The sequence below is a fragment of the Alteromonas sp. C1M14 genome, assembly GCF_018860965.1.
Classification (GTDB): Bacteria; Pseudomonadota; Gammaproteobacteria; order Enterobacterales; family Alteromonadaceae; genus Alteromonas.
Genome location: NZ_JAHKQF010000009.1, coordinates 381641 through 400506, shown reverse-complemented (window position 1 = coordinate 400506; position 18866 = coordinate 381641). Strand labels below are relative to the sequence as shown.

Annotated in this window: 21 protein-coding genes; 20 read left to right on the top strand and 1 reads right to left on the bottom strand. The window is 44.1% G+C overall.

Annotated elements, in window-relative coordinates:
- Positions 1-22 precede the first annotated feature (22 nt).
- The gene (gene dnaA, locus KO501_RS09415; RefSeq protein WP_216029397.1) at positions 23-1588 is read right to left on the bottom strand and encodes a chromosomal replication initiator protein DnaA; all 1566 of its coding nucleotides are present in this window, start codon (positions 1586-1588) and stop codon (positions 23-25) included.
- 619 nt (positions 1589-2207) lie between these two features.
- Between dnaA and rpmH the strand changes: the two genes are divergently transcribed.
- The 20 genes from rpmH to atpG all read left to right on the top strand — a co-directional run bounded on the left by rpmH (position 2208) and on the right by atpG (position 18860).
- On the top strand, positions 2208-2342 hold the full coding sequence (gene rpmH / locus KO501_RS09410; protein WP_216029396.1) for a 50S ribosomal protein L34: 135 nt from the start codon (positions 2208-2210) through the stop codon (positions 2340-2342).
- 16 nt (positions 2343-2358) lie between these two features.
- Entirely contained in the window at positions 2359-2715 is a 357-nt protein-coding gene (gene rnpA / locus KO501_RS09405) for a ribonuclease P protein component (protein WP_216029395.1), read from the top strand.
- The gene (gene yidD, locus KO501_RS09400; protein WP_216029450.1) at positions 2703-2951 is read left to right on the top strand and encodes a membrane protein insertion efficiency factor YidD; all 249 of its coding nucleotides are present in this window, start codon (positions 2703-2705) and stop codon (positions 2949-2951) included. Before rnpA ends, yidD begins: the two co-directional genes overlap by 13 nt.
- A 10-nt stretch (positions 2952-2961) precedes the next feature.
- Entirely contained in the window at positions 2962-4641 is a 1680-nt protein-coding gene (gene yidC, locus KO501_RS09395) for a membrane protein insertase YidC (protein ID WP_216029394.1), read from the top strand.
- A 60-nt stretch (positions 4642-4701) separates the two neighbouring features.
- Complete coding sequence (locus KO501_RS09390; protein ID WP_216029393.1) at positions 4702-5184, top strand: YajQ family cyclic di-GMP-binding protein; 483 nt, start codon at positions 4702-4704, stop codon at positions 5182-5184.
- Between the two features lies 1 nt (position 5185).
- Positions 5186-6574, top strand: a complete 1389-nt coding sequence (gene mnmE / locus KO501_RS09385) for a tRNA uridine-5-carboxymethylaminomethyl(34) synthesis GTPase MnmE (RefSeq protein ID WP_216029392.1) — start codon at positions 5186-5188, stop codon at positions 6572-6574.
- Position 6575: 1 nt separating this feature from the next.
- On the top strand, positions 6576-7010 hold the full coding sequence (locus tag KO501_RS09380) for a flavodoxin domain-containing protein (RefSeq protein ID WP_216029391.1): 435 nt from the start codon (positions 6576-6578) through the stop codon (positions 7008-7010).
- A gap of 4 nt (positions 7011-7014) precedes the next feature.
- Positions 7015-7677 (top strand): DnaT-like ssDNA-binding domain-containing protein, encoded by a 663-nt coding sequence (locus KO501_RS09375; protein ID WP_252728276.1) that lies wholly within the window; start codon positions 7015-7017, stop codon positions 7675-7677.
- 5 nt (positions 7678-7682) lie between these two features.
- Entirely contained in the window at positions 7683-8498 is an 816-nt protein-coding gene (locus KO501_RS09370; protein WP_216029390.1) for an ATP-binding protein, read from the top strand.
- Positions 8499-9175: 677 nt separating this feature from the next.
- The gene (mnmG, locus tag KO501_RS09365) at positions 9176-11077 is read left to right on the top strand and encodes a tRNA uridine-5-carboxymethylaminomethyl(34) synthesis enzyme MnmG (protein WP_216029389.1); all 1902 of its coding nucleotides are present in this window, start codon (positions 9176-9178) and stop codon (positions 11075-11077) included.
- Positions 11074-11715, top strand: a complete 642-nt coding sequence (gene rsmG, locus KO501_RS09360) for a 16S rRNA (guanine(527)-N(7))-methyltransferase RsmG (protein WP_354667819.1) — start codon at positions 11074-11076, stop codon at positions 11713-11715. The genes mnmG and rsmG overlap by 4 nt, the downstream gene beginning before the upstream one ends.
- A gap of 10 nt (positions 11716-11725) precedes the next feature.
- The gene (locus KO501_RS09355; RefSeq protein WP_216029388.1) at positions 11726-12517 is read left to right on the top strand and encodes a ParA family protein; all 792 of its coding nucleotides are present in this window, start codon (positions 11726-11728) and stop codon (positions 12515-12517) included.
- A 56-nt stretch (positions 12518-12573) separates the two neighbouring features.
- A complete protein-coding gene (locus KO501_RS09350) occupies positions 12574-13455 on the top strand; it encodes a ParB/RepB/Spo0J family partition protein (RefSeq protein WP_216029387.1) in 882 nt (293 codons plus the stop codon).
- Positions 13456-13651: 196 nt separating this feature from the next.
- Complete coding sequence (locus KO501_RS09345; RefSeq protein ID WP_216029386.1) at positions 13652-14032, top strand: ATP synthase subunit I; 381 nt, start codon at positions 13652-13654, stop codon at positions 14030-14032.
- 94 nt (positions 14033-14126) lie between these two features.
- On the top strand, positions 14127-14987 hold the full coding sequence (atpB, locus tag KO501_RS09340; protein ID WP_216029385.1) for a F0F1 ATP synthase subunit A: 861 nt from the start codon (positions 14127-14129) through the stop codon (positions 14985-14987).
- 103 nt (positions 14988-15090) lie between these two features.
- Positions 15091-15312 carry a F0F1 ATP synthase subunit C gene (gene atpE / locus KO501_RS09335; protein ID WP_216029384.1) on the top strand — a complete coding sequence of 74 codons (222 nt, stop codon included), beginning with the start codon at positions 15091-15093 and terminating at the stop codon, positions 15310-15312.
- A 48-nt stretch (positions 15313-15360) separates the two neighbouring features.
- Positions 15361-15831: a F0F1 ATP synthase subunit B gene (gene atpF / locus KO501_RS09330; RefSeq protein ID WP_216029383.1), complete on the top strand. Its 471-nt coding sequence runs from the start codon at positions 15361-15363 to the stop codon at positions 15829-15831.
- A gap of 13 nt (positions 15832-15844) precedes the next feature.
- Complete coding sequence (gene atpH / locus KO501_RS09325) at positions 15845-16378, top strand: F0F1 ATP synthase subunit delta (protein ID WP_216029382.1); 534 nt, start codon at positions 15845-15847, stop codon at positions 16376-16378.
- A 13-nt stretch (positions 16379-16391) separates the two neighbouring features.
- Positions 16392-17933, top strand: coding sequence for a F0F1 ATP synthase subunit alpha (gene atpA / locus KO501_RS09320; protein ID WP_216029381.1), 1542 nt, complete (start codon positions 16392-16394; stop codon positions 17931-17933).
- A gap of 66 nt (positions 17934-17999) precedes the next feature.
- Positions 18000-18860, top strand: coding sequence for a F0F1 ATP synthase subunit gamma (gene atpG, locus KO501_RS09315; protein WP_216029380.1), 861 nt, complete (start codon positions 18000-18002; stop codon positions 18858-18860).
- The last annotated feature ends 6 nt before the right edge of the window (positions 18861-18866 follow it).

Genomic DNA, 18866 nt, shown 5'->3' with positions numbered 1-18866 from the left:
TTCCCGCCTGGATTGTAAAATTTTATGAGGACAAGGTTCTTATCAAGTTTTTATAGTCCTCTTTTATATCATGACTTTCTTCTCTAAGCTGCTCTATTTTTCGGCATGCATGAAGAACCGTAGTGTGATCCCGACCACCAAATGCATTCCCTAATTCAGGAAGACTGTGGTTAGTGAGTTCTTTCGCTAATGCCATGGCGACTTGGCGCGGCCTAGCGACACTACGACTACGTCTTTTAGACAGAATATCAGATACTTTAATCTTATAGTAATCCGCTACCGTTTTTTGAATGTTATCTACAGTAACAAGCTTTTCTTGTAATGCTAAGAGATCCCGTAATGCTTCCCTGACAAAATCAATGGTAATGGGTCTGCCGGTAAAATTAGCATTAGCAATGACCCTATTTAATGCGCCTTCCAATTCTCGTACATTGGAACGCAGACGTTTTGCAATAAAGAATGCCACTTCATCAGGTAGATGAATTTTATTTTCCGCCGCTTTACGCATTAATATTGCTACCCGTGTTTCAAGTTCGGGTGGCTCGATAGCGATGGTTAATCCCCAACCAAAACGGGATTTTAATCGGTCTTCAACACCATCAATTTCTTTCGGATAACGATCTGAGGTTAAGATAATTTGCTGATTACCTTCAAGCAATGCATTGAAGGTATGGAAAAACTCTTCTTGCGAACGTTCTTTATTAGCAAAGAATTGGATGTCATCAATAAGCAATGCATCTACCGACCGATAAAAACGTTTAAAATCTTCTATCGCATTGTTTTGCAAAGCTTTAACCATATCTTGCACAAAACGTTCTGAATGCATATAAACAATTTTGGCACCGGGACGATTGGCAATAATGCCATTTCCCACCGCATGTAATAAGTGAGTTTTACCTAAACCCGTACCACCATATATAAATAGCGGGTTATACGAGCCACCAGGATTATTGGCCACTTGGGTCGCTGCCGCTCTGGCTAGTTGGTTAGACTTACCCTCTACGAAGTTATCAAACTGATACGTCGGATTGATATTACTTTTATGTTTCATCGCTTCCGGAATAGGTACTACCGGAGGCGGCGCTGAAACCGGTTTTGCTACCGATTCAGCAGGACGGGCATTCTTGTTCCGTTGCAGTGCAGAAACCGCCGCGGATGCATGGGAATGATCATGTCCATTTTGTGCAGAACTTGATGAACTGCGTACTGGTTGATGTACGCTTGAACGCTGAGAGACCTCATTGGTAGACGAAACTGGAGATCTTTGTTTTGACGAACCGGGATAACCGCTTGTGCCTTGATGCCCACTTTGTTGATCCGGCGCAGAGCCACGACTAACCGGACGCGCGCTACGGGTAGCCACATCTAAATGCAATTGCGGCGAATTACCACTGCTAAATTCGTCAAACAATTCAGTAATTTTATCTCGGTATTTGTCTCTAACCCAATCAAGTACAAATCGATTGGGGGCAAATAATGTCAGCACACCAGATTCTTCTTGTGCTGTTAGTGGTCTTATCCACATACTAAATTGTTGCGTAGGCAATTCCTGGCGTAAGCGCTCGAGGCACATATTCCACAAAGACATAATCTTTATTGGCTCCAAAAGGGATGCTGAAGACGCCAGATGCGATAAGACAAAGAAGAATAACCGTTCCTTCTTCTTTAAAGGAGAGAAAGCGGTGACAGAACTCTGGGTAACAGCGATATTTTTAATTTTTTCTTTGATCGCTGTGGATTATCTGATCTTATGACAGCAAAGTAAATCTTGATCTTAGTTGATCACTATGATCAAAATGATATCTAATTGTTTTATAGGTACTATTTAATTTATTCATGAAAATTAAGATCCCATTTTCTGAACTACTGTACAGGCGATCAGCCTTTATGATCCGCCCTACTTTTAACCGGATCTTAATCATTTTTTCCTTGACTTGTGGATAAATAAAGGAAATCAGAATAATTATGCACAGCCTCATTGAACAAAATAGGGCTAAAAAAAGCCGCCGAACAATAATTAACCGTAAAAGGACAAAAAAACTTCAACTTAAAGCCGATAAACATTGACATCAACCCCCGAGATCTCTAGAATTCAGCGTCCTTTTTGGATGGGCGGCGTAACACTCTTTAAGCAATCTTCTCGAAGTTTGCGGTTTAGCGGGTTACTTTGAACGTCTAATGTAAACTTTAAAAGTGAGACTTTGGTCATGAAAAGAACATTTCAACCGAGCAACTTAAAGCGCAAGCGTTCTCACGGTTTTCGTGCTCGTATGGCGACTAAAAATGGTCGTAAAATACTAGCCGCTCGCCGTGCTAAAGGTCGCGCTAGCCTTTCTGCTTAAAAGAACTATCCCTAAAGTGGGTGAAAATCAATTTTCCAGGGAGTTACGTCTGTTAACTCCCTCCCACTTTACTTATGTGTTTGACGACGCAATTCCTGCTGTTTCCCCTGCCTTTACTTTATTAGCCCGCAAAAATAGTCTATCTCATCCCAGATTGGGTATTACTCTTGCGAAAAAGCGTATAAAGAAAGCTCATGAAAGAAATCGTCTAAAACGGCTGATTCGAGAAAGCTTCAGGCACCGCAAACATACTTTGCCGAACATTGATATTATTGTCGTTGGTAAATCTGGCGCTGATAAACTGACAAACGACGAAGTATTTTCACTGTTGGAAAAACAATGGAAAAAACTCGCCAAACGCTGCGCAAAATAACCATCGCAATTCCCCTTTTACTGGTTAAACTCTACCAGTGGGTTATTTCGCCAATTTTAGGGCAACGCTGCCGCTTCCATCCTACATGTTCTTTTTATGCAATAGATGCATTAAAATCGCACGGATTGGTAAAAGGCGGTTGGTTATCCATTAAACGCATATTAAAATGCCACCCTTTCAATCCGGGCGGGTACGACCCTGTCCCGGAATCACGACATAATAAACACTCGGAATAAAGAGACCTTTATGGAATCCCAACGTAGTTTTCTGCTAATCGGCCTTGCCCTTGTCAGTTTTTTACTCTGGCAACAGTGGCAACAAGATTATGGACCGCAACCCGTACAACCAAACGTTAGCGAGCAGGCTTCCGCCAATGCTACTGACAATGGTGTACCTTCCACACAGCAACAATCACTAGACGTGCCGTCTGATATTCAAGCTGATGTACCCAACGTTTCACCTAACATGAACGATAGTGCAGCTAACCTTAATGGTAATCGCACTGTTCACGTGTTAACCGACACCCTCGATTTACAAATCGATCTTGTTGGCGGTGATGTTGTAAAAGCGAATCTAGTGAAATTTCCATTAACATTGGAATCATCAGAAAACTACAGTTTGTTGCGTCCCAATGATGGCCTCTATATCGCTCAAAGTGGTTTAGTAGGGCAAGATGGCCCTGACGGTAACCGTGCCGGTAGACCTCGCTATGATGCAGCTCAACAAGATTTTGTAATGGAAGGCGATACCCTGTCTGTGCCTTTAACATGGCAAAACGCAGATGGCCTAAAAATTACTAAAACCTTTAACTTCACCAAAGGTAGCCACGATGTTGTATTAACCTACACCATTGAAAATGGCTCAGGTAATAACACCAGTTTCCTGCAGTACGCACAGCTTAAGCAAACCACTCAGGTTCCTGATGGCGGTAATATGTTTATGCCTACTTACCGAGGAGCGGCATTTGGTAGTGAAGAAGACCGCTATCAAAAATATACCTTTGACGATATTGAAGATAAAAGCCTGAAAATGACCACCCAAGCCGGGTGGGTAGGCATGTTAGAACACTATTTTGTTGCCGCATGGATCCCGCCGCAGGATCAAGTCAATACCCTATATACCAAGCTGATTCAAAACCAATATGCCATTATTGGATTTACCGGCAATCCAGTTAGCGTTGGCAGTGGACAAACTGCCACAATCAGCAGTGAATTGTATTTAGGTCCCAAAGACCAAGACAATCTCGCAAAACTGGCAAATGGTCTCGATTTAACCGTGGATTACGGTATTTTGTGGTGGTTATCTCAGCCCCTATTTGCATTGCTACAGTTTATCCACAGCATGGTGGGCAATTGGGGTGTGGCAATCATACTGATCACCGTTATCGTTAAAGGCGCTATGTATCCGCTAACGAAAAAACAGTATGAGTCTATGGCACGTATGCGCAATCTAGCGCCGAAAATGCAGCAATTAAAAGACCGCTTTGGCGATGACAAACAGAAGATGTCCCAAGCCATGATGGAGCTTTATCGTAAAGAGAAAGTGAACCCCATGGGTGGCTGTCTACCTATTATTCTGCAAATGCCCATTTTCCTTGCCTTATATTGGGTATTGTTGGAAAGCGTAGAATTACGTCACGCTGACTTCTTCTTATGGATTACGGATTTATCGGTAAAAGACCCCTACTTCGTACTACCTGTGCTAACGGGAGCAAGTATGTGGTTGCTGCAAAAGCTTCAGCCCACCACGGTTTCCGATCCCATGCAGCAAAAGATCATGCAATTTATGCCGGTAGCAATGAGTATATTCTTCCTATGGTTCCCAGCAGGCTTAGTCTTATACTGGTTGGTCAGTAATATCATCACCTTAGTACAAGCAAAATTGATTTACGCCGCAATGGAAAAGAAAGGGCTTAAATCCAAGTAATCTTAACCACCTTAAATCAGCCCGCATTCGCGGGCTGATTCATCAAAGAAGGAGTGCTCAATGCCATCTTTCGATATCGTATCTGAAATAAACGTTGAAGAAGTACGTAACGCCGCTGAAAACACTCAGCGTGAATTGGCCACACGGTTTGATTTTCGAGGCGTAGAAGCCAGTATTGAATTTAAAGACAAAAAAGTCGTCTTAAAAGCAGAAGGTGAATTTCAGCTACAGCAGCTTGAATCTATGTTTAGAAACGCCTGCGCTAAACGTAACCTAGACACCAGTATTCTGGATGTAAAAGACTACGATCAACATGGTAAAATCTGTACCCAGACCATCGCCTTTAAAGAAGGGATCGATCAGCCTACAGCAAAGAAAATTGTTAAGCTGGTGAAAGACGCCAAAATTAAAGTACAAACTGCCATTCAAGGTGACCAATTGCGCGTAACCGGGAAGAAACGCGATGAATTACAAGACGTCATTGCCTTGGTAAGAAGTGCAGAACTTGGCCAACCCTTTCAATTTAAGAATATGAAAAACTAGCATGAACTTAATTGCATCTTCACAGGATACTATCGTTGCACAGGCTACGGCGCCTGGTCGCGGTGGTGTAGGTATTGTACGCGTATCAGGGCCAGAAGCGCTTGCCGTGGCAGAGCAACTCATTCCCGTTTCTCTGCCTCCTCGTTCAGCGGTATATACCTCCTTTTTGGCCCCAGATAAACGCATTATAGACCAGGGTATTGCACTCTTTTTCAAAGGGCCTAACTCATTTACCGGTGAAGATGTTCTTGAACTACAAGGTCATGGCGGCCAAATCGTCATGGACATGCTTATTGACGCTATTTTAGCCTGTTCAGGGGTTCGTCTAGCGCGACCTGGCGAATTTAGCGAACAAGCATTCTTAAATGACAAACTCGATCTTGCTCAAGCTGAGGCCATTGCAGATCTCATCGATGCCAGCTCAAAGCAAGCAGCTCGCAGTGCAGTACGCTCGCTACAAGGTGAGTTTTCAAATACCATTACTGCCCTTTCTGAACAAATCATACATCTACGGATGTACGTAGAAGCAGCCATTGATTTTCCCGATGAAGAAATCGATTTTTTATCTGACGGTAAAGTCGCCGGTGATTTAGCAGCAATTGTAAGGGCTTTGGCTGAAGTAAAACAAAAAGCCAAACAAGGTGCATTGCTACGTGAAGGCATGCAAGTGGTCATTGCTGGTCGTCCCAATGCCGGTAAATCCAGTTTATTAAACGCCTTAGCAGGAAAAGATAGCGCCATTGTGACCGACATTGCAGGTACCACCCGTGATGTGCTGCGCGAACACATCGATATTAACGGTATGCCGGTTCATATTATTGATACTGCCGGCTTAAGGGAAAGCCCTGATACCGTTGAGAAGATCGGCATTGAACGCGCTTGGAAAGCCATTGAAGAAGCAGACCGGGTACTCTTTGTGGTCGATAGTACAGAAACAAACACCATCGACCCTTACGAAATATGGCCGCAATTTATGGCTAAATTACCGGCCAATATTCCCACCACGGTGATCCGTAATAAAGCGGACATTTCCGGTGAAGTACCAGGCGAGCAAGGTATCGATACCCAGCACGGCAAAATTGACGTGATTGCACTATCGGCCAGTACTGGCCAAGGCGTTGACACCTTAAGAGAACACTTAGCCGCTACTATGGGGTTAGATACCACTACGGAAGGTCAGTTCATAGCTCGACGTCGTCATTTAGATGCACTGGAAAAAGCCGCTCAACATGTTGATAATGGCCAACAGCAGTTACTTAATAATCTTGCTGGTGAATTGTTGGCAGAGGAATTACGCTTAGCCCATTTATCGTTAACGGAAATTACCGGCGAATTCACATCAGATGACTTGCTTGGACGCATCTTTTCTTCGTTTTGTATCGGGAAGTAGCATGTCAAAAAATCTATCTATAATTGTTGGTTCGGTATTAGGTGCCTCAGAATATGTCGCTGAAGCACTCGAACAAATTGCACAACAAGCAGGTTACCAAACCGAAGTGCATTTTAGTCCGAATTTTGCAGAAATTAACCCTGATCATATCTGGGTTATCTGCACTTCTACCCATGGGGCTGGAGAATTACCAGAAAATATACAAGCCTTTGCCAAAGCCATTACTGAAACTTCCCTTACCGGCGTGCAAGCTTATATTGTAGGACTTGGCGATAGCAGTTATGACACCTTTTGCTACGGTGCTATTGATATGGAGTCACGTTTAAAAAACGCCGGCGCTACCCTCTTAGGTAAGCCTTTACATATTGATGTACTAAACCACCCTATCCCCGAAGATGTGGCGGTAGCTTGGTTCGAAGACCAGTTAAACAATTAAAACTATGTTTACTGAAGCGGAATATAACGCCCTAACTCGTCCCCTCACCAATGAAAGCCGGGTGCTATATACCATTGGCTTGCGTCCTGGTACCGACATTAACTCCCAACTTTCAGAACCACTAAATTATAAATTTCTTATCCAGCTACTTAATGGGGCGAATAAGTCTGAAGACGCTTTTACACGCGGGCAGCAAATTAATCACCTGTTAGGCGAATTATCACAGGCCGGATTAGTCACCCTAAACGATGACTTATCATTATCTTCATCGCTAAGTGGTAAACGCCTTTTACTGCCTTTATGTCGTGTAGAAGACAATACTTTTACTCACCTACATCGCACCTATACCGCCATAGATGGGCGCTGGCGACCCGACCCAACCCTGTTTGAAGAAATGGCAAATCTCATTGGTTTAATCGATCGAGAATTTTCAGATGAAGATATCGGTGAATTTGTGGCCTATTGGTTAAGCCGTCCAGATGCGGTTTTTAGTCACTTTCAATGGACCCAAAAATTTGCCAATACCCTTAAACGAAAACGGGTGACAGGCAGTCACACAACATCGAAAAGAGTAGGCAGCCAAAGTGTTCCCGTTGCACCTGGCATCGAAGCAGACGATAATGCAAAAAAATTGGTTGAAAAATATGCTTCCAATAAAAAAGGCTGACAGCTATGCAATCACTAACAGACAAACTTAACGCGCTGGCTAAAGCAATGGGTAAACCCCCCGTTGAGGACGGCTTTACAGACTACGAGACTTTACGAAAAGAATACGAACGTAAAGCCAATGAAGAAGTCCGCCAACTTCAGCAAGACAGCAAGAAACAGCGCATTACAGATATCCATGGTCGGTCAGATCTAAATCCTCGCTGGACGTTCGCTAATCTTGTTGAAGACAGTGACGATGTTATTGAAGCGGTGAGCATTGCCCATTCGTTTATTGCTGCTCACAGCGATAGAGAGTGGCGTCAGGCCGGTTCTCATATGATGTTGTTCTATGGTGACTACGGCCGTGGTAAATCCCACATTGCTGGTGCTATCGCCCATGAGCTTATCGACCAATATGAAATCACTGTGTTATACCGACAGCTCTCAACACTCATGGAGATGCGTCATTTTTCCTTTGATTTTGGTTCACAAGATAATATTGGCCAACGCTTTAGAGAAACCCATCAAGAATTATTAGAGGTGGATCTGCTTATTCTCGATGAAGTCTGCGTAAACGAAACCATATTGAAGAAGAACCAACAAAGCTGGCTAGGAAACCTTCTAAGACAACGTTTGGTGAATAAGAAGAATTGTATACTGATCACCAATCATAACCTCAGTGAGCTTGCCCTAGCGCTAGGGAAGTACTGTTTCGAATCGATCAAAGAATACGACACTTACAAGGTGCGTTTTTCTGGCCCAAGCCGTCGAGATGGTCTTACACCGGATGAAAATTCGAACGAAACGCCCCCTCGTTATCAACCAAATCAGTTGCGCTAAGACATTTTTATACAAATTTACCCTATCGCTATTGCCTAAAAATGCCATCGAAGAGATTTTTTTCGATGGCATTTTTGTTTTTTTACCCTTTTTAACCACAAACCAGTCACGGATAAAAATTATTTTTATCGGTTTAATAGGATCATTGTGGAAAAGATCTAATCACAGGCAGATCCCACCTGTAGATACTAAAATGAATGGGATCGTAGGATCACAACAAGATCTTTTCGACAAGTTATCCCCAACACGATCACAATTTGATCACCCCTGTGGACAGGATCCCCTAAACCACTGTGTATAAGCTCTGATCACTGATGGCATAACTTTTCGCAAAAATGCAACTGTGGATAACATAGGGGGTTATACACAAGATCTAAGTGGGTTATGATCCCGTGTATACCAGACTTATCATTGCCGTAAGATCATGATCTCAATTAACATTTATCGGTTACTAACAGATCTTGGCGATCCTAATAAATATAAATATAAAGATCTTAAAAGGGATCTTTAAATCTATAAGCAAAAAGCTAAAGCGAACAGCAACACAGTTTTGCAGAAAATTTAACCATTTCCATTAGTGAATAAGTCAGCTAAAATACGCGCCCTTTTTCTGAAACGAGTTAATAAGCTTGTTAAAGAAAAAATACTTCTAATCCCCGAATATTGTGAGGTTCAACATGTTTTACCAAGATGCCTTTGATGTCATCGTTGTTGGCGGCGGACACGCAGGAACCGAAGCTGCGTTAGCTGCTGCACGAATGGGTGTAAAAACCTTATTGCTGACTCACAATGTTGAAACTATCGGGCAGATGTCATGTAATCCAGCTATTGGCGGGATCGGCAAAGGGCATCTTGTAAAAGAGATCGATGCCTTAGGTGGCGCCATGGCACTGGCTATCGATCAAGGCGGGATCCAGTTTAGAACCTTAAATTCCAGCAAGGGACCGGCGGTGAGAGCCACGCGAGCTCAAGCGGATCGGGTTTTATACCGCCAAGCGATTCGTAACATGGTTGAAAATCAGCCCAACCTTTCAGTGTTCCAACAAAGTTGTGATGATGTGATCGTAGAAAACGATCAGATCACCGGGGTGGTGACTCAAATGGGGCTAAAATTTAGCGCCAAGACCGTGGTTTTAACGGTAGGTACCTTCCTTGGTGGAACCATTCACATTGGACTTGAAAACTACCGTGGTGGTCGAGCCGGCGATCCGCCGTCCATTGCCTTAGCCGAACGTTTACGTGCTCTGCCTTTCCGTGTTGATCGCTTAAAAACCGGTACGCCAGCCCGTTTGGATGCTAGAAGTCTAGATTTTAGCGTGATGCAAGCGCAACCAGGAGATTCTCCAACCCCTGTATTTTCATTTATGGGCAACCGTGAGATGCATCCAGAACAAATCAATTGCTACATCACCCATACCAATGAGAAAACCCACGAGATCATTCGTAGTGGTCTGGATCGCTCGCCCATGTTTACCGGCGTGATCGAAGGGGTTGGGCCTCGCTATTGTCCAAGTATTGAGGATAAAATTACCCGTTTTGCTGACAAGGACTCACACCAAATATTTGTAGAGCCTGAAGGCCTTACCAGTGTTGAGGTTTATCCGAACGGGATTTCAACCAGTTTGCCTTTCGATATTCAACAAGCTTTGGTGCATTCCATTCGCGGGTTTGAAAACGCGCATATTATTCGCCCCGGCTATGCGATTGAATACGATTTCTTTGATCCACGGGATCTCAAACAAACCTTAGAAACCAAATTTATCCAGGGCTTGTTTTTCGCCGGCCAGATAAACGGTACCACAGGCTATGAAGAAGCCGGTGCGCAAGGGTTAATTGCCGGAGCCAATGCTGCTCTGCAGGTACAGCAAAAGGATCCATTGGTACTAAGACGAGATCAAGCTTATATGGGCGTGCTCATTGATGATCTTGCCACCATGGGGACAAAAGAACCCTATCGCATGTTTACCAGCCGTGCTGAATACAGATTATTACTACGAGAAGACAACGCCGATAGCCGTTTGACGGCATTAGGTCATGAATTAGGCCTAGTGGATGAAGCTCGTTGGGCTGCGTTTAATGTTAAAATGGATACCGTGGAAAAAGAACTGCAACGGCTGCGGGGACAGTGGATCCATCCTGATCATACTGCAACGCCAGCATTGAACGAGTATCTTAAAAATCCAGTAAGCAGAGAGCATTCGTTAGAAGAGCTAATTAGACGACCTGAAATGACCTATAACGCATTGATGGCTATTGAAGGGATTGGTCCTGGCGTGGAAGATCCCATTGCGGCTGAACAAGTGGAAATTCAAATTAAGTATGCCGGATACATTGCCCGTCAGCTTGATGAAATTGCCAAAGCACAGCGTCATGAAAATACCCTGCTGCCGGCCGATTTTGATTACAGCAAAATATCCGGTTTATCCAATGAGGTTGTCGCGAAGCTTACCGATGCCCGACCTGAAACCATTGGTAAAGCTTCTCGTATTTCAGGAATAACTCCCGCAGCTATCTCATTGTTGTTGGTGTATTTGAAGAAACATGGATTGCTTAGAAAGCAGGAATTAAAATCAGCGTGAGTAGTGTAGAGACAGAAAAGCTTAATGACATTTTGCTCAATGGTTGTGAAAAATTACAACTGACGGTGTCACCAACCCAGGCGCAACAGCTTGTTAATTACGTTTTAAATATGCACAAATGGAATAAAGCCTATAATTTGACGTCGGTACGAGCGCCCGAGCAAATGATGGTTAAGCATATTTTAGATTCGTTAGCGGTAACCACAGCGATTACCGCTAACAAAGTCATAGACGTGGGTACAGGACCAGGTTTACCGGGTATTCCCCTTGCCATCATGCATCCGACTGTCTCATTTACCTTGTTAGATAGTTTGGGCAAAAGAGTCCGATTTATGAAACAATGTGCCTATGAACTGGGTCTACCAAATGTGGATCCTATCCATAGCCGGGTTGAAGAACACATTCCTGAATGTCCTTACGACATCGTGTTAAGCCGTGCATTTGCGTCTTTAAAAGATATGTTGCACTGGTGTCAGCATCTGGTAGATTCATCAGGAGTCTTCCTTGCACTTAAAGGGCAATTCCCTCAAAGTGAAATAGACGAAGTAAGCGATCACTTTCAGATCGAATCGGTATCAGAATTGAAGGTGCCTGATCTGATCGGAGAGCGACATTTGGTAACCATTCGAAAAGTCTAACGGGTACATAGTGGCGAAGGTAATCGCGATTGCGAATCAAAAAGGTGGTGTGGGTAAAACAACGACTGCAGTGAATGTTGCAGCGTCTATGGCAGCCACCAAACGTAAAGTATTGCTCATTGATTTGGATCCTCAAGGTAACGCCACCATGGCCAGCGGCGTGGATAAATACGAAGCCGAAGCAACGTGTTTTGAATTGCTAATTGAAGAAAAGCCCATCGATGACGTGATTATCAAAGAAACGTCGGGTAAGTACGACCTAATAGCGGCTAATGGTGATGTCACCGCTGCCGAAATTAAACTGATGGAAATGTTTGCCCGAGAAGTGCGTTTACGAAACGCCCTATCCTCGGTATCCGATTACTACGATTTCGTTTTTATTGACTGCCCACCTTCGCTAAATCAATTGACGGTAAACGCTTTGGCCGCGGCCGATTCTGTATTGGTGCCCATGCAGTGCGAATATTACGCTTTAGAAGGGCTAACTGCGTTAATGGATACCATCCAAAAATTGGCTTCGGTGGTGAACCCCGCGCTTAAAATTGAAGGGGTGTTACGTACCATGTACGATCCTCGCAACCGGTTAGCTAACGACGTATCTGAACAACTTAAACGGCATTTTGGTGAGCAAGTGTATCGTACTGTCATACCTCGTAATGTGAGGTTGGCTGAAGCCCCGAGTTTTAGTATGCCTGCCATGTATTATGATAAATCGTCTGCCGGTGCGAAGGCTTATCTTGCGTTGGCTGGCGAAATACTTCGTCGGCGGGAAAAGGCAAATCCCCCCGCAAAAGCCAGTTAATTTGATAAACTACCCATCTAAATTATTGGTCTATATCGCGAGTCATTGAGGAAATTATGTCTGCAAAGAAACGAGGACTTGGACGCGGTCTGGATGCACTACTTGCTACCAGCCAGTCTTCATCTGCCCGTCAAGAAGGTCAAACTGAACAATCATCAGTAAGCCAAAGCGAGCTACGTAAGCTGCCTATCGAGTTTTTAACTCCTGGCAAATACCAGCCGCGTAAAGACATGTCTCCAGAAGCGCTAGACGAATTGGCATCTTCCATTCGGTCTCAAGGCGTGATCCAACCGATTGTGGTGCGTACCTTAAGCGATAACAAATACGAAATTATTGCCGGTGAACGGCGGTGGCGTGCGGCCCAGCTGGCAAAGTTGGATGTGGTGCCTTGTCTGATAAAAAATGTACCTGACGAAGCTGCTGTTGCCATTGCACTAATCGAAAATATTCAGCGCGAAGATTTAAATGCCATGGAAGAAGCCCAGGCGTTAGAACGGCTGATGAACGAATTTGAACTCACCCATGCACAAACTGCAGAAGCGGTGGGAAAATCCAGAGCCACAGTGACCAATTTATTGCGTCTAAACAACTTAAATGACGATGTTAAGCTGCTCCTTGAGCATGGTGATATCGAAATGGGTCATGCCCGAGCATTGTTAGCATTAGACGGTGAACAGCAAACTGAAGTGGCTCAAGTGGTTTCTGGCAAAGGATTAACTGTAAGGGACACTGAAAGGTTAGTGCGAAAATGTCTTGAACCTACCAAACCAAAACCTGAGAAAAAGATCGATCCTGACGTGCAAAATTTAATGACTCGACTGTCAGATAATCTTGGTACCCAGGTTTCTATCGATCACAACACCAAAGGTAAAGGTAAAATAACCATTAACTTCAATGATTTAGAACAGCTTGATGGTATCCTATCTAAAATTCATTAACGATTGATGACCGCCGTGTAAATTTTTTGTTTGCCGTGGTCGTTATCGTCTTATTTTTCACGTACAATGCGCCAAGTCTCGTTATACACAAAGAAAATTTTCAGAATAACTTTCAAAACGCGATGTATGGTTGAAAATAATCGATAAAACAGTATACTTCTGACGCTTTTTGATTGGGCTCGAAATAACCGAAACGATGATAAAAACAGATTTGGCAAGTGGTGGAAAAAAACTTGCCAGGCAAGCGTTACAGATTCAGCTGCTTGTAGTGTTCCTGTTAGTGGTTGTCGTCGCATTGACAATATCGTCTAAGGCCGCAGTTTCTGCTGCCATAGGAGGTTGTATCAGTATTGTCCCCAATTTCATTTTCGCGTTATTTGCTTTTCGCTATGCCGGTGCCAGTAAGAACGAATTGGTAGTACGGAGTTTTAGCCAGGGAGCCAAGTTACGCTTAGTGGTGGCAGTAATTTTATTTGTTATTGCGTTTAAAGGCTTTAATGCAATACCTGAAGTGGTATTTAGCGCCTTCGCAGTAACATCCGTCAGCTATTGGCTGGCAATGTTTCGTCAAAAATAACGATAACTAAAAATGCCAATACCTTTGTAGCAAGACTAGGGTATTACAGACGAAACGCTGAAAAGTTTTTACACTTTAATTTTTAGGTTGAAACATGGCATCAGAGATAACAACACAAGAGTATATTCTCCACCACTTGACCAATGCCACCATGTGTAGCACAGACGATGGTCTGAAATTTAGTCACGGTGAAGAATTACATAACGCATCCAATATTTGTGCAGAAGCCGGCTTTTGGGTATGGAATATTGATACGATGGCTTGGTCTATCGGACTGGGTATTCTATTTTTGTGGTTTTTCCGCAAAGTAGCAAAGTCTGCGACTTCCGGCGTACCTACCAAAACCCAGGCATTTGTTGAAATTCTCGTGGATTTTGTAAACAACAACGTCCGTGATTCTTTCCATGGGAAAAACAATCTCATTGCGCCGTTAGCATTGACCATCTTCGTGTGGGTGTTCTTGATGAACCTGATGGACCTTGTGCCAGTGGACTTCTTACCTACAGCGGCAGGTCAGATTGCCCATGCAGCCACAGGTGTTGATCCACACAATGTGTATATGAAAGTGGTACCAACCACAGACATTAACCTGACGCTGGCTCTAGCCTTGGGCGTTTTCATTCTAATTATCTTCTACTCCATAAAAATAAAAGGTGTAGGTGGCTTTTTGAAAGAACTGACTTTCCAGCCATTTAATCACTGGGCATTTATTCCCGTGAACTTCATCTTAGAAACCGTTACCTTGCTGGCCCGTCCATTCTCTCTGGCCTTGCGGTTATTCGGTAACCTTTACGCGGGTGAGTTGATTTTCATTCTTATCGCTACCCTAGGTGTTTGGCAGTTACCGCTGCACTTCCCTTGGGCTGTATTCCATATTCTCGTTATCGTGCTTCAGGCGTTCATCTTTATGATGCTAACCATTGTTTATTTAAGCCTGGCTCACGAAGACCATTAATGTAGTCCGGATCACATGCCTAGGGGCTTGCCACAAAGCGTGTGATTCAAACTGTTTTACTTTTACACTTTAACTTTAAATTTAACTTAAATCGGAGACGTACATGTTATACATCGCTGTTGCAATACTGATCGGTCTTGGTGCCTTAGGTACCGCTATTGGTTTCGGTCTGCTGGGTGGTAAATTCCTAGAATCTGCTGCTCGTCAACCAGAACTGGCTCCTCAACTGCAAGTTAAGATGTTTATCGTAGCGGGTCTTATTGACGCCATCGCAATGATCGGTGTTGGTATCGCGCTATACCTTCTGTTCGCTGTTGGTGCTTAATTTTTTTAAAAACCTATTCTTTAGCGAACATGATGAGGAGGAGCGGTCGTGAACATTAACGCCACTCTATTAGGTCAATTAATCGCGTTTATCGTCTTTGTGTGGTTCTGCATGAAGTACGTATGGCCACCATTATTGGCTGCGATTGAAGACCGTCAGAAGAAGATTGCCGATGGCTTAGAAGCTTCTGTACGGGCGGAAAAAGACCTGGAACTGGCTCAGGAAAAAGCCACTGAGCAGTTGAAAGATGCGAAGGCGCAAGCAGCTGAAATTATCGAGCAAGCCAAGAAGCGTGCTAATCAACTTGTTGAAGATGAAACGCAGAAAGGCCAAGCCGAGCGCGAGAAAATTATCGCTCAAGGTTATACCGAAATTGAAGCTGAACGCAATCGTGCCAAGGAAGAATTACGTGCCCAGGTAGCAGCATTAGCTGTTGCAGGTGCAGAGCAAATTCTTCAACGTGAAATCGATGCAAACGCACAAAACGACATTGTTGAAAAACTTGTCGCTGAGCTATAAGGGGAAATGAGCCATGTCTGAATTGACAACTGTCGCTCGCCCTTACGCCAAAGCCGCTTTCGATTTTGCTGTCGAGCATAACGCCATTGCCAATTGGCAAGATATGCTGATGTTTGCCAGTGAAGTTGCGAAAAACGAAGACGTGCACCAGTTACTTACCGGTGCCGTTGCCGCCGAGCAACTCGCTGAGATATTCATCAACGTATGTGGTGAACAGCTCGATGAACATGGTCAAAACTTCATTAAAGTTTTGGCAGAAAATAAACGTTTGGTTGCCCTGCCGGATATTTCAGTACTCTTTAATGAACTGAAAGCCGATTATGACAAAGAGGTGGAAGTGGATTTAACTTCTGCATCAGCGTTATCTGAAGCACAACAGGCAGATATTAGCGCATCGTTAGAAAAACGTTTGGCACGTAAAGTGAAGCTTAATTGTAACGTGGACCCTGCCCTGGTCGCCGGATTTGTAGTAAAAGCCGGTGATACAGTTATTGATGGTTCCGTCAAGTCGAAATTGAACCGTCTCGCAGACGCGTTGCAAGCATAACGGGGATAAGAGCATGCAACTTAATTCCACTGAAATTGCAGAACTGATCAAGAAAAGAATTGAACAGTTTAATGTTACCAGTGAAGCACGCACCGAAGGGACTATCGTCGCTGTAACCGATGGTATTATCCGCATTCACGGCCTTGCCGATGTAATGCAAGGTGAAATGATAGAGCTTCCAGGCAGTCGCTATGCCATCGCACTGAACCTTGAGCGTGACTCAGTAGGTGCGGTAGTGATGGGTCCTTATGCGGACCTGCAGGAAGGTACAAAAGTACAATCAACCGGTCGTATCCTAGAAGTACCAGTTGGCCGCACACTGTTAGGGCGTGTAGTAAATACCCTTGGTGAGCCAATTGATGGTAAAGGTGCGATTGAAGCAGAAGGTTTTGAACCCGTTGAAAAAATTGCACCTGGTGTAATTGAACGTCAATCGGTGGATCAACCTGTGCAAACAGGCTATAAGTCTGTTGATTCAATGATTCCAATCGGTCGTGGTCAGCGTGAGTTGATCATCGGTGACCGTCAGTGTGGTAAAACAGCTATGGCTGTTGATGCCATCATCAACCAGAAAAATACAGGCATCAAATGTGTGTATGTGGCTGTAGGTCAGAAAGCCTCTACTATCGCTAACGTGGTACGTAAGCTGGAAGAACACGGTGCAATGGCTCATACAATTGTTGTGGCTGCATCGGCTTCTGAATCTGCTGCACTGCAATACCTAGCGCCATATTCTGGTTGTACTATGGGTGAGTTTTTCCGTGACCGCGGTGAAGATGCGCTGATCGTATACGATGATTTGTCTAAGCAAGCTGTTGCTTATCGTCAAATTTCATTGTTGCTGAAGCGTCCTCCTGGTCGTGAAGCTTATCCTGGTGACGTTTTCTATCTTCACTCCCGCTTGCTTGAACGTGCCGCTCGTGTAAACGATAAGTACGTTGAAACCTATACAAACGGTGAAGTGAAAGGCAAAACGGGTTCTTTGACAGCATTGCCTATCATTGAAACCCAAGCTGGTGACGTATCAGCATTCGTACCTACTAACGTTATCTCAATTACCGACGGTCAGATCTTCTTAGAAACTGACTTGTTTAACGCGGGTATTCGTCCTGCTGTTAACGCCGGTATTTCAGTATCTCGTGTTGGTGGTGCCGCACAAACTAAAATCATCAAGAAATTAGGTGGTGGTATTCGTTTGGCCTTGGCACAGTATCGTGAATTGGCAGCGTTCTCTCAGTTCGCTTCTGACCTTGACGATGCCACAAGAGAACAACTGGAACACGGTGAGCGCGTAACTGAATTGATGAAGCAGAAGCAATATACGCCTCTGTCCATCGCGGATATGGGTGTGTCTCTGTACGCCGTTGAGAAAGGCTTCTTAAAAGATGTAGAAATGAACAAAATCTTAGATTTTGAAGCAGCACTACACGCTTACATGAACAGCGATCACGCTGAACTGATGAAGTCTATCAATGAAACCGGCAACTACAACGACGACATTGATTCTCAGTTGAAAGACGCTTTAACGAAGTTCAAAGCGACCCAAACTTGGTAATCAATGGTGCTGACAGATACGCTTGTAGATGTCAGCACATTTCGTTGAGTAATCGGAGAGATAATCATGGCCAGCGGTAAAGAGATTAAAGGTAAAATTGGGAGTATCAAAAATACTCAAAAGATTACCAATGCGATGGAAATGGTTGCTGCGTCGAAAATGAAAAAGGCGCAGGAACGTATGGCCTTTGGCCGTCCATACGCGCAAAGCATGCTAAAAGTGATTGGTCACATTGCTAACGGCAACTTGGAATATCGTCATCCGTATCTAGAAGAGCGCGACGTAAAACGAGTTGGCTTTATTGTGATATCTACCGACCGCGGTTTATGCGGTGGTTTGAACACTAATGAGTTCAAACTGGTTACCCAGAAAGCGAAAGAGTTAAGCGATCAGGGTGTGGAAGTAGATTTTGCAGCATTAGGCTCGAAGGCCTGTGGATTCTTTAACCGGTTTGGGGGCAATATACTTGCTGCCGAAACAGGGTTAGGGGATGCGCCTTCAGTTAGTGACGTAGTGGGTGTAGTTCGCGTGATGTTGCGCGCCTACGACGAAGGTCAGTTGGATCGAATTTATTTGGTTTATAACAACTTCGTTAACACCATGTCGCAAACGCCTGTGATGAATCAATTATTGCCTTTGCCTAAGTCAGAAGATGAGACATTAAAGCATCGTTGGGACTACATATACGAACCAGATCCAAGAGAAATTTTGGAATCATTAATGGTGCGTTATATAGAGTCTCAGGTATACCAAGGTGTTGTTGAAAACGTAGCATCTGAGCAAGCAGCACGAATGGTTGCAATGAAAGCGGCCACAGATAATGCCGGCAACCTTATCGATGAACTGCAATTGGTGTACAACAAAGCGCGTCAGGCTGCAATCACGCAAGAAATCAGCGAGATTGTTAGCGGTGCCGCAGCGGTGTAGCAAAGG

Excerpts from the sequence above, each read along its gene's own strand:
- dnaA (WP_216029397.1), bottom strand. The coding sequence starts at position 1,588 with ATGTCTTTGTGGAATATGTGCCTCGAGCGCTTACGCCAGGAATTGCCT.
- rpmH (WP_216029396.1), top strand. The coding sequence starts at position 2,208 with ATGAAAAGAACATTTCAACCGAGCAACTTAAAGCGCAAGCGTTCTCAC.
- yidC (WP_216029394.1), top strand. The coding sequence starts at position 2,962 with ATGGAATCCCAACGTAGTTTTCTGCTAATCGGCCTTGCCCTTGTCAGT.
- KO501_RS09390 (WP_216029393.1), top strand. The coding sequence starts at position 4,702 with ATGCCATCTTTCGATATCGTATCTGAAATAAACGTTGAAGAAGTACGT.
- mnmE (WP_216029392.1), top strand. The coding sequence starts at position 5,186 with ATGAACTTAATTGCATCTTCACAGGATACTATCGTTGCACAGGCTACG.
- KO501_RS09380 (WP_216029391.1), top strand. The coding sequence starts at position 6,576 with ATGTCAAAAAATCTATCTATAATTGTTGGTTCGGTATTAGGTGCCTCA.
- KO501_RS09375 (WP_252728276.1), top strand. The coding sequence starts at position 7,015 with ATGTTTACTGAAGCGGAATATAACGCCCTAACTCGTCCCCTCACCAAT.
- KO501_RS09370 (WP_216029390.1), top strand. The coding sequence starts at position 7,683 with ATGCAATCACTAACAGACAAACTTAACGCGCTGGCTAAAGCAATGGGT.
- mnmG (WP_216029389.1), top strand. The coding sequence starts at position 9,176 with ATGTTTTACCAAGATGCCTTTGATGTCATCGTTGTTGGCGGCGGACAC.
- KO501_RS09350 (WP_216029387.1), top strand. The coding sequence starts at position 12,574 with ATGTCTGCAAAGAAACGAGGACTTGGACGCGGTCTGGATGCACTACTT.
- KO501_RS09345 (WP_216029386.1), top strand. The coding sequence starts at position 13,652 with ATGATAAAAACAGATTTGGCAAGTGGTGGAAAAAAACTTGCCAGGCAA.
- atpB (WP_216029385.1), top strand. The coding sequence starts at position 14,127 with ATGGCATCAGAGATAACAACACAAGAGTATATTCTCCACCACTTGACC.
- atpE (WP_216029384.1), top strand. The coding sequence starts at position 15,091 with ATGTTATACATCGCTGTTGCAATACTGATCGGTCTTGGTGCCTTAGGT.
- atpH (WP_216029382.1), top strand. The coding sequence starts at position 15,845 with ATGTCTGAATTGACAACTGTCGCTCGCCCTTACGCCAAAGCCGCTTTC.
- atpA (WP_216029381.1), top strand. The coding sequence starts at position 16,392 with ATGCAACTTAATTCCACTGAAATTGCAGAACTGATCAAGAAAAGAATT.
- atpG (WP_216029380.1), top strand. The coding sequence starts at position 18,000 with ATGGCCAGCGGTAAAGAGATTAAAGGTAAAATTGGGAGTATCAAAAAT.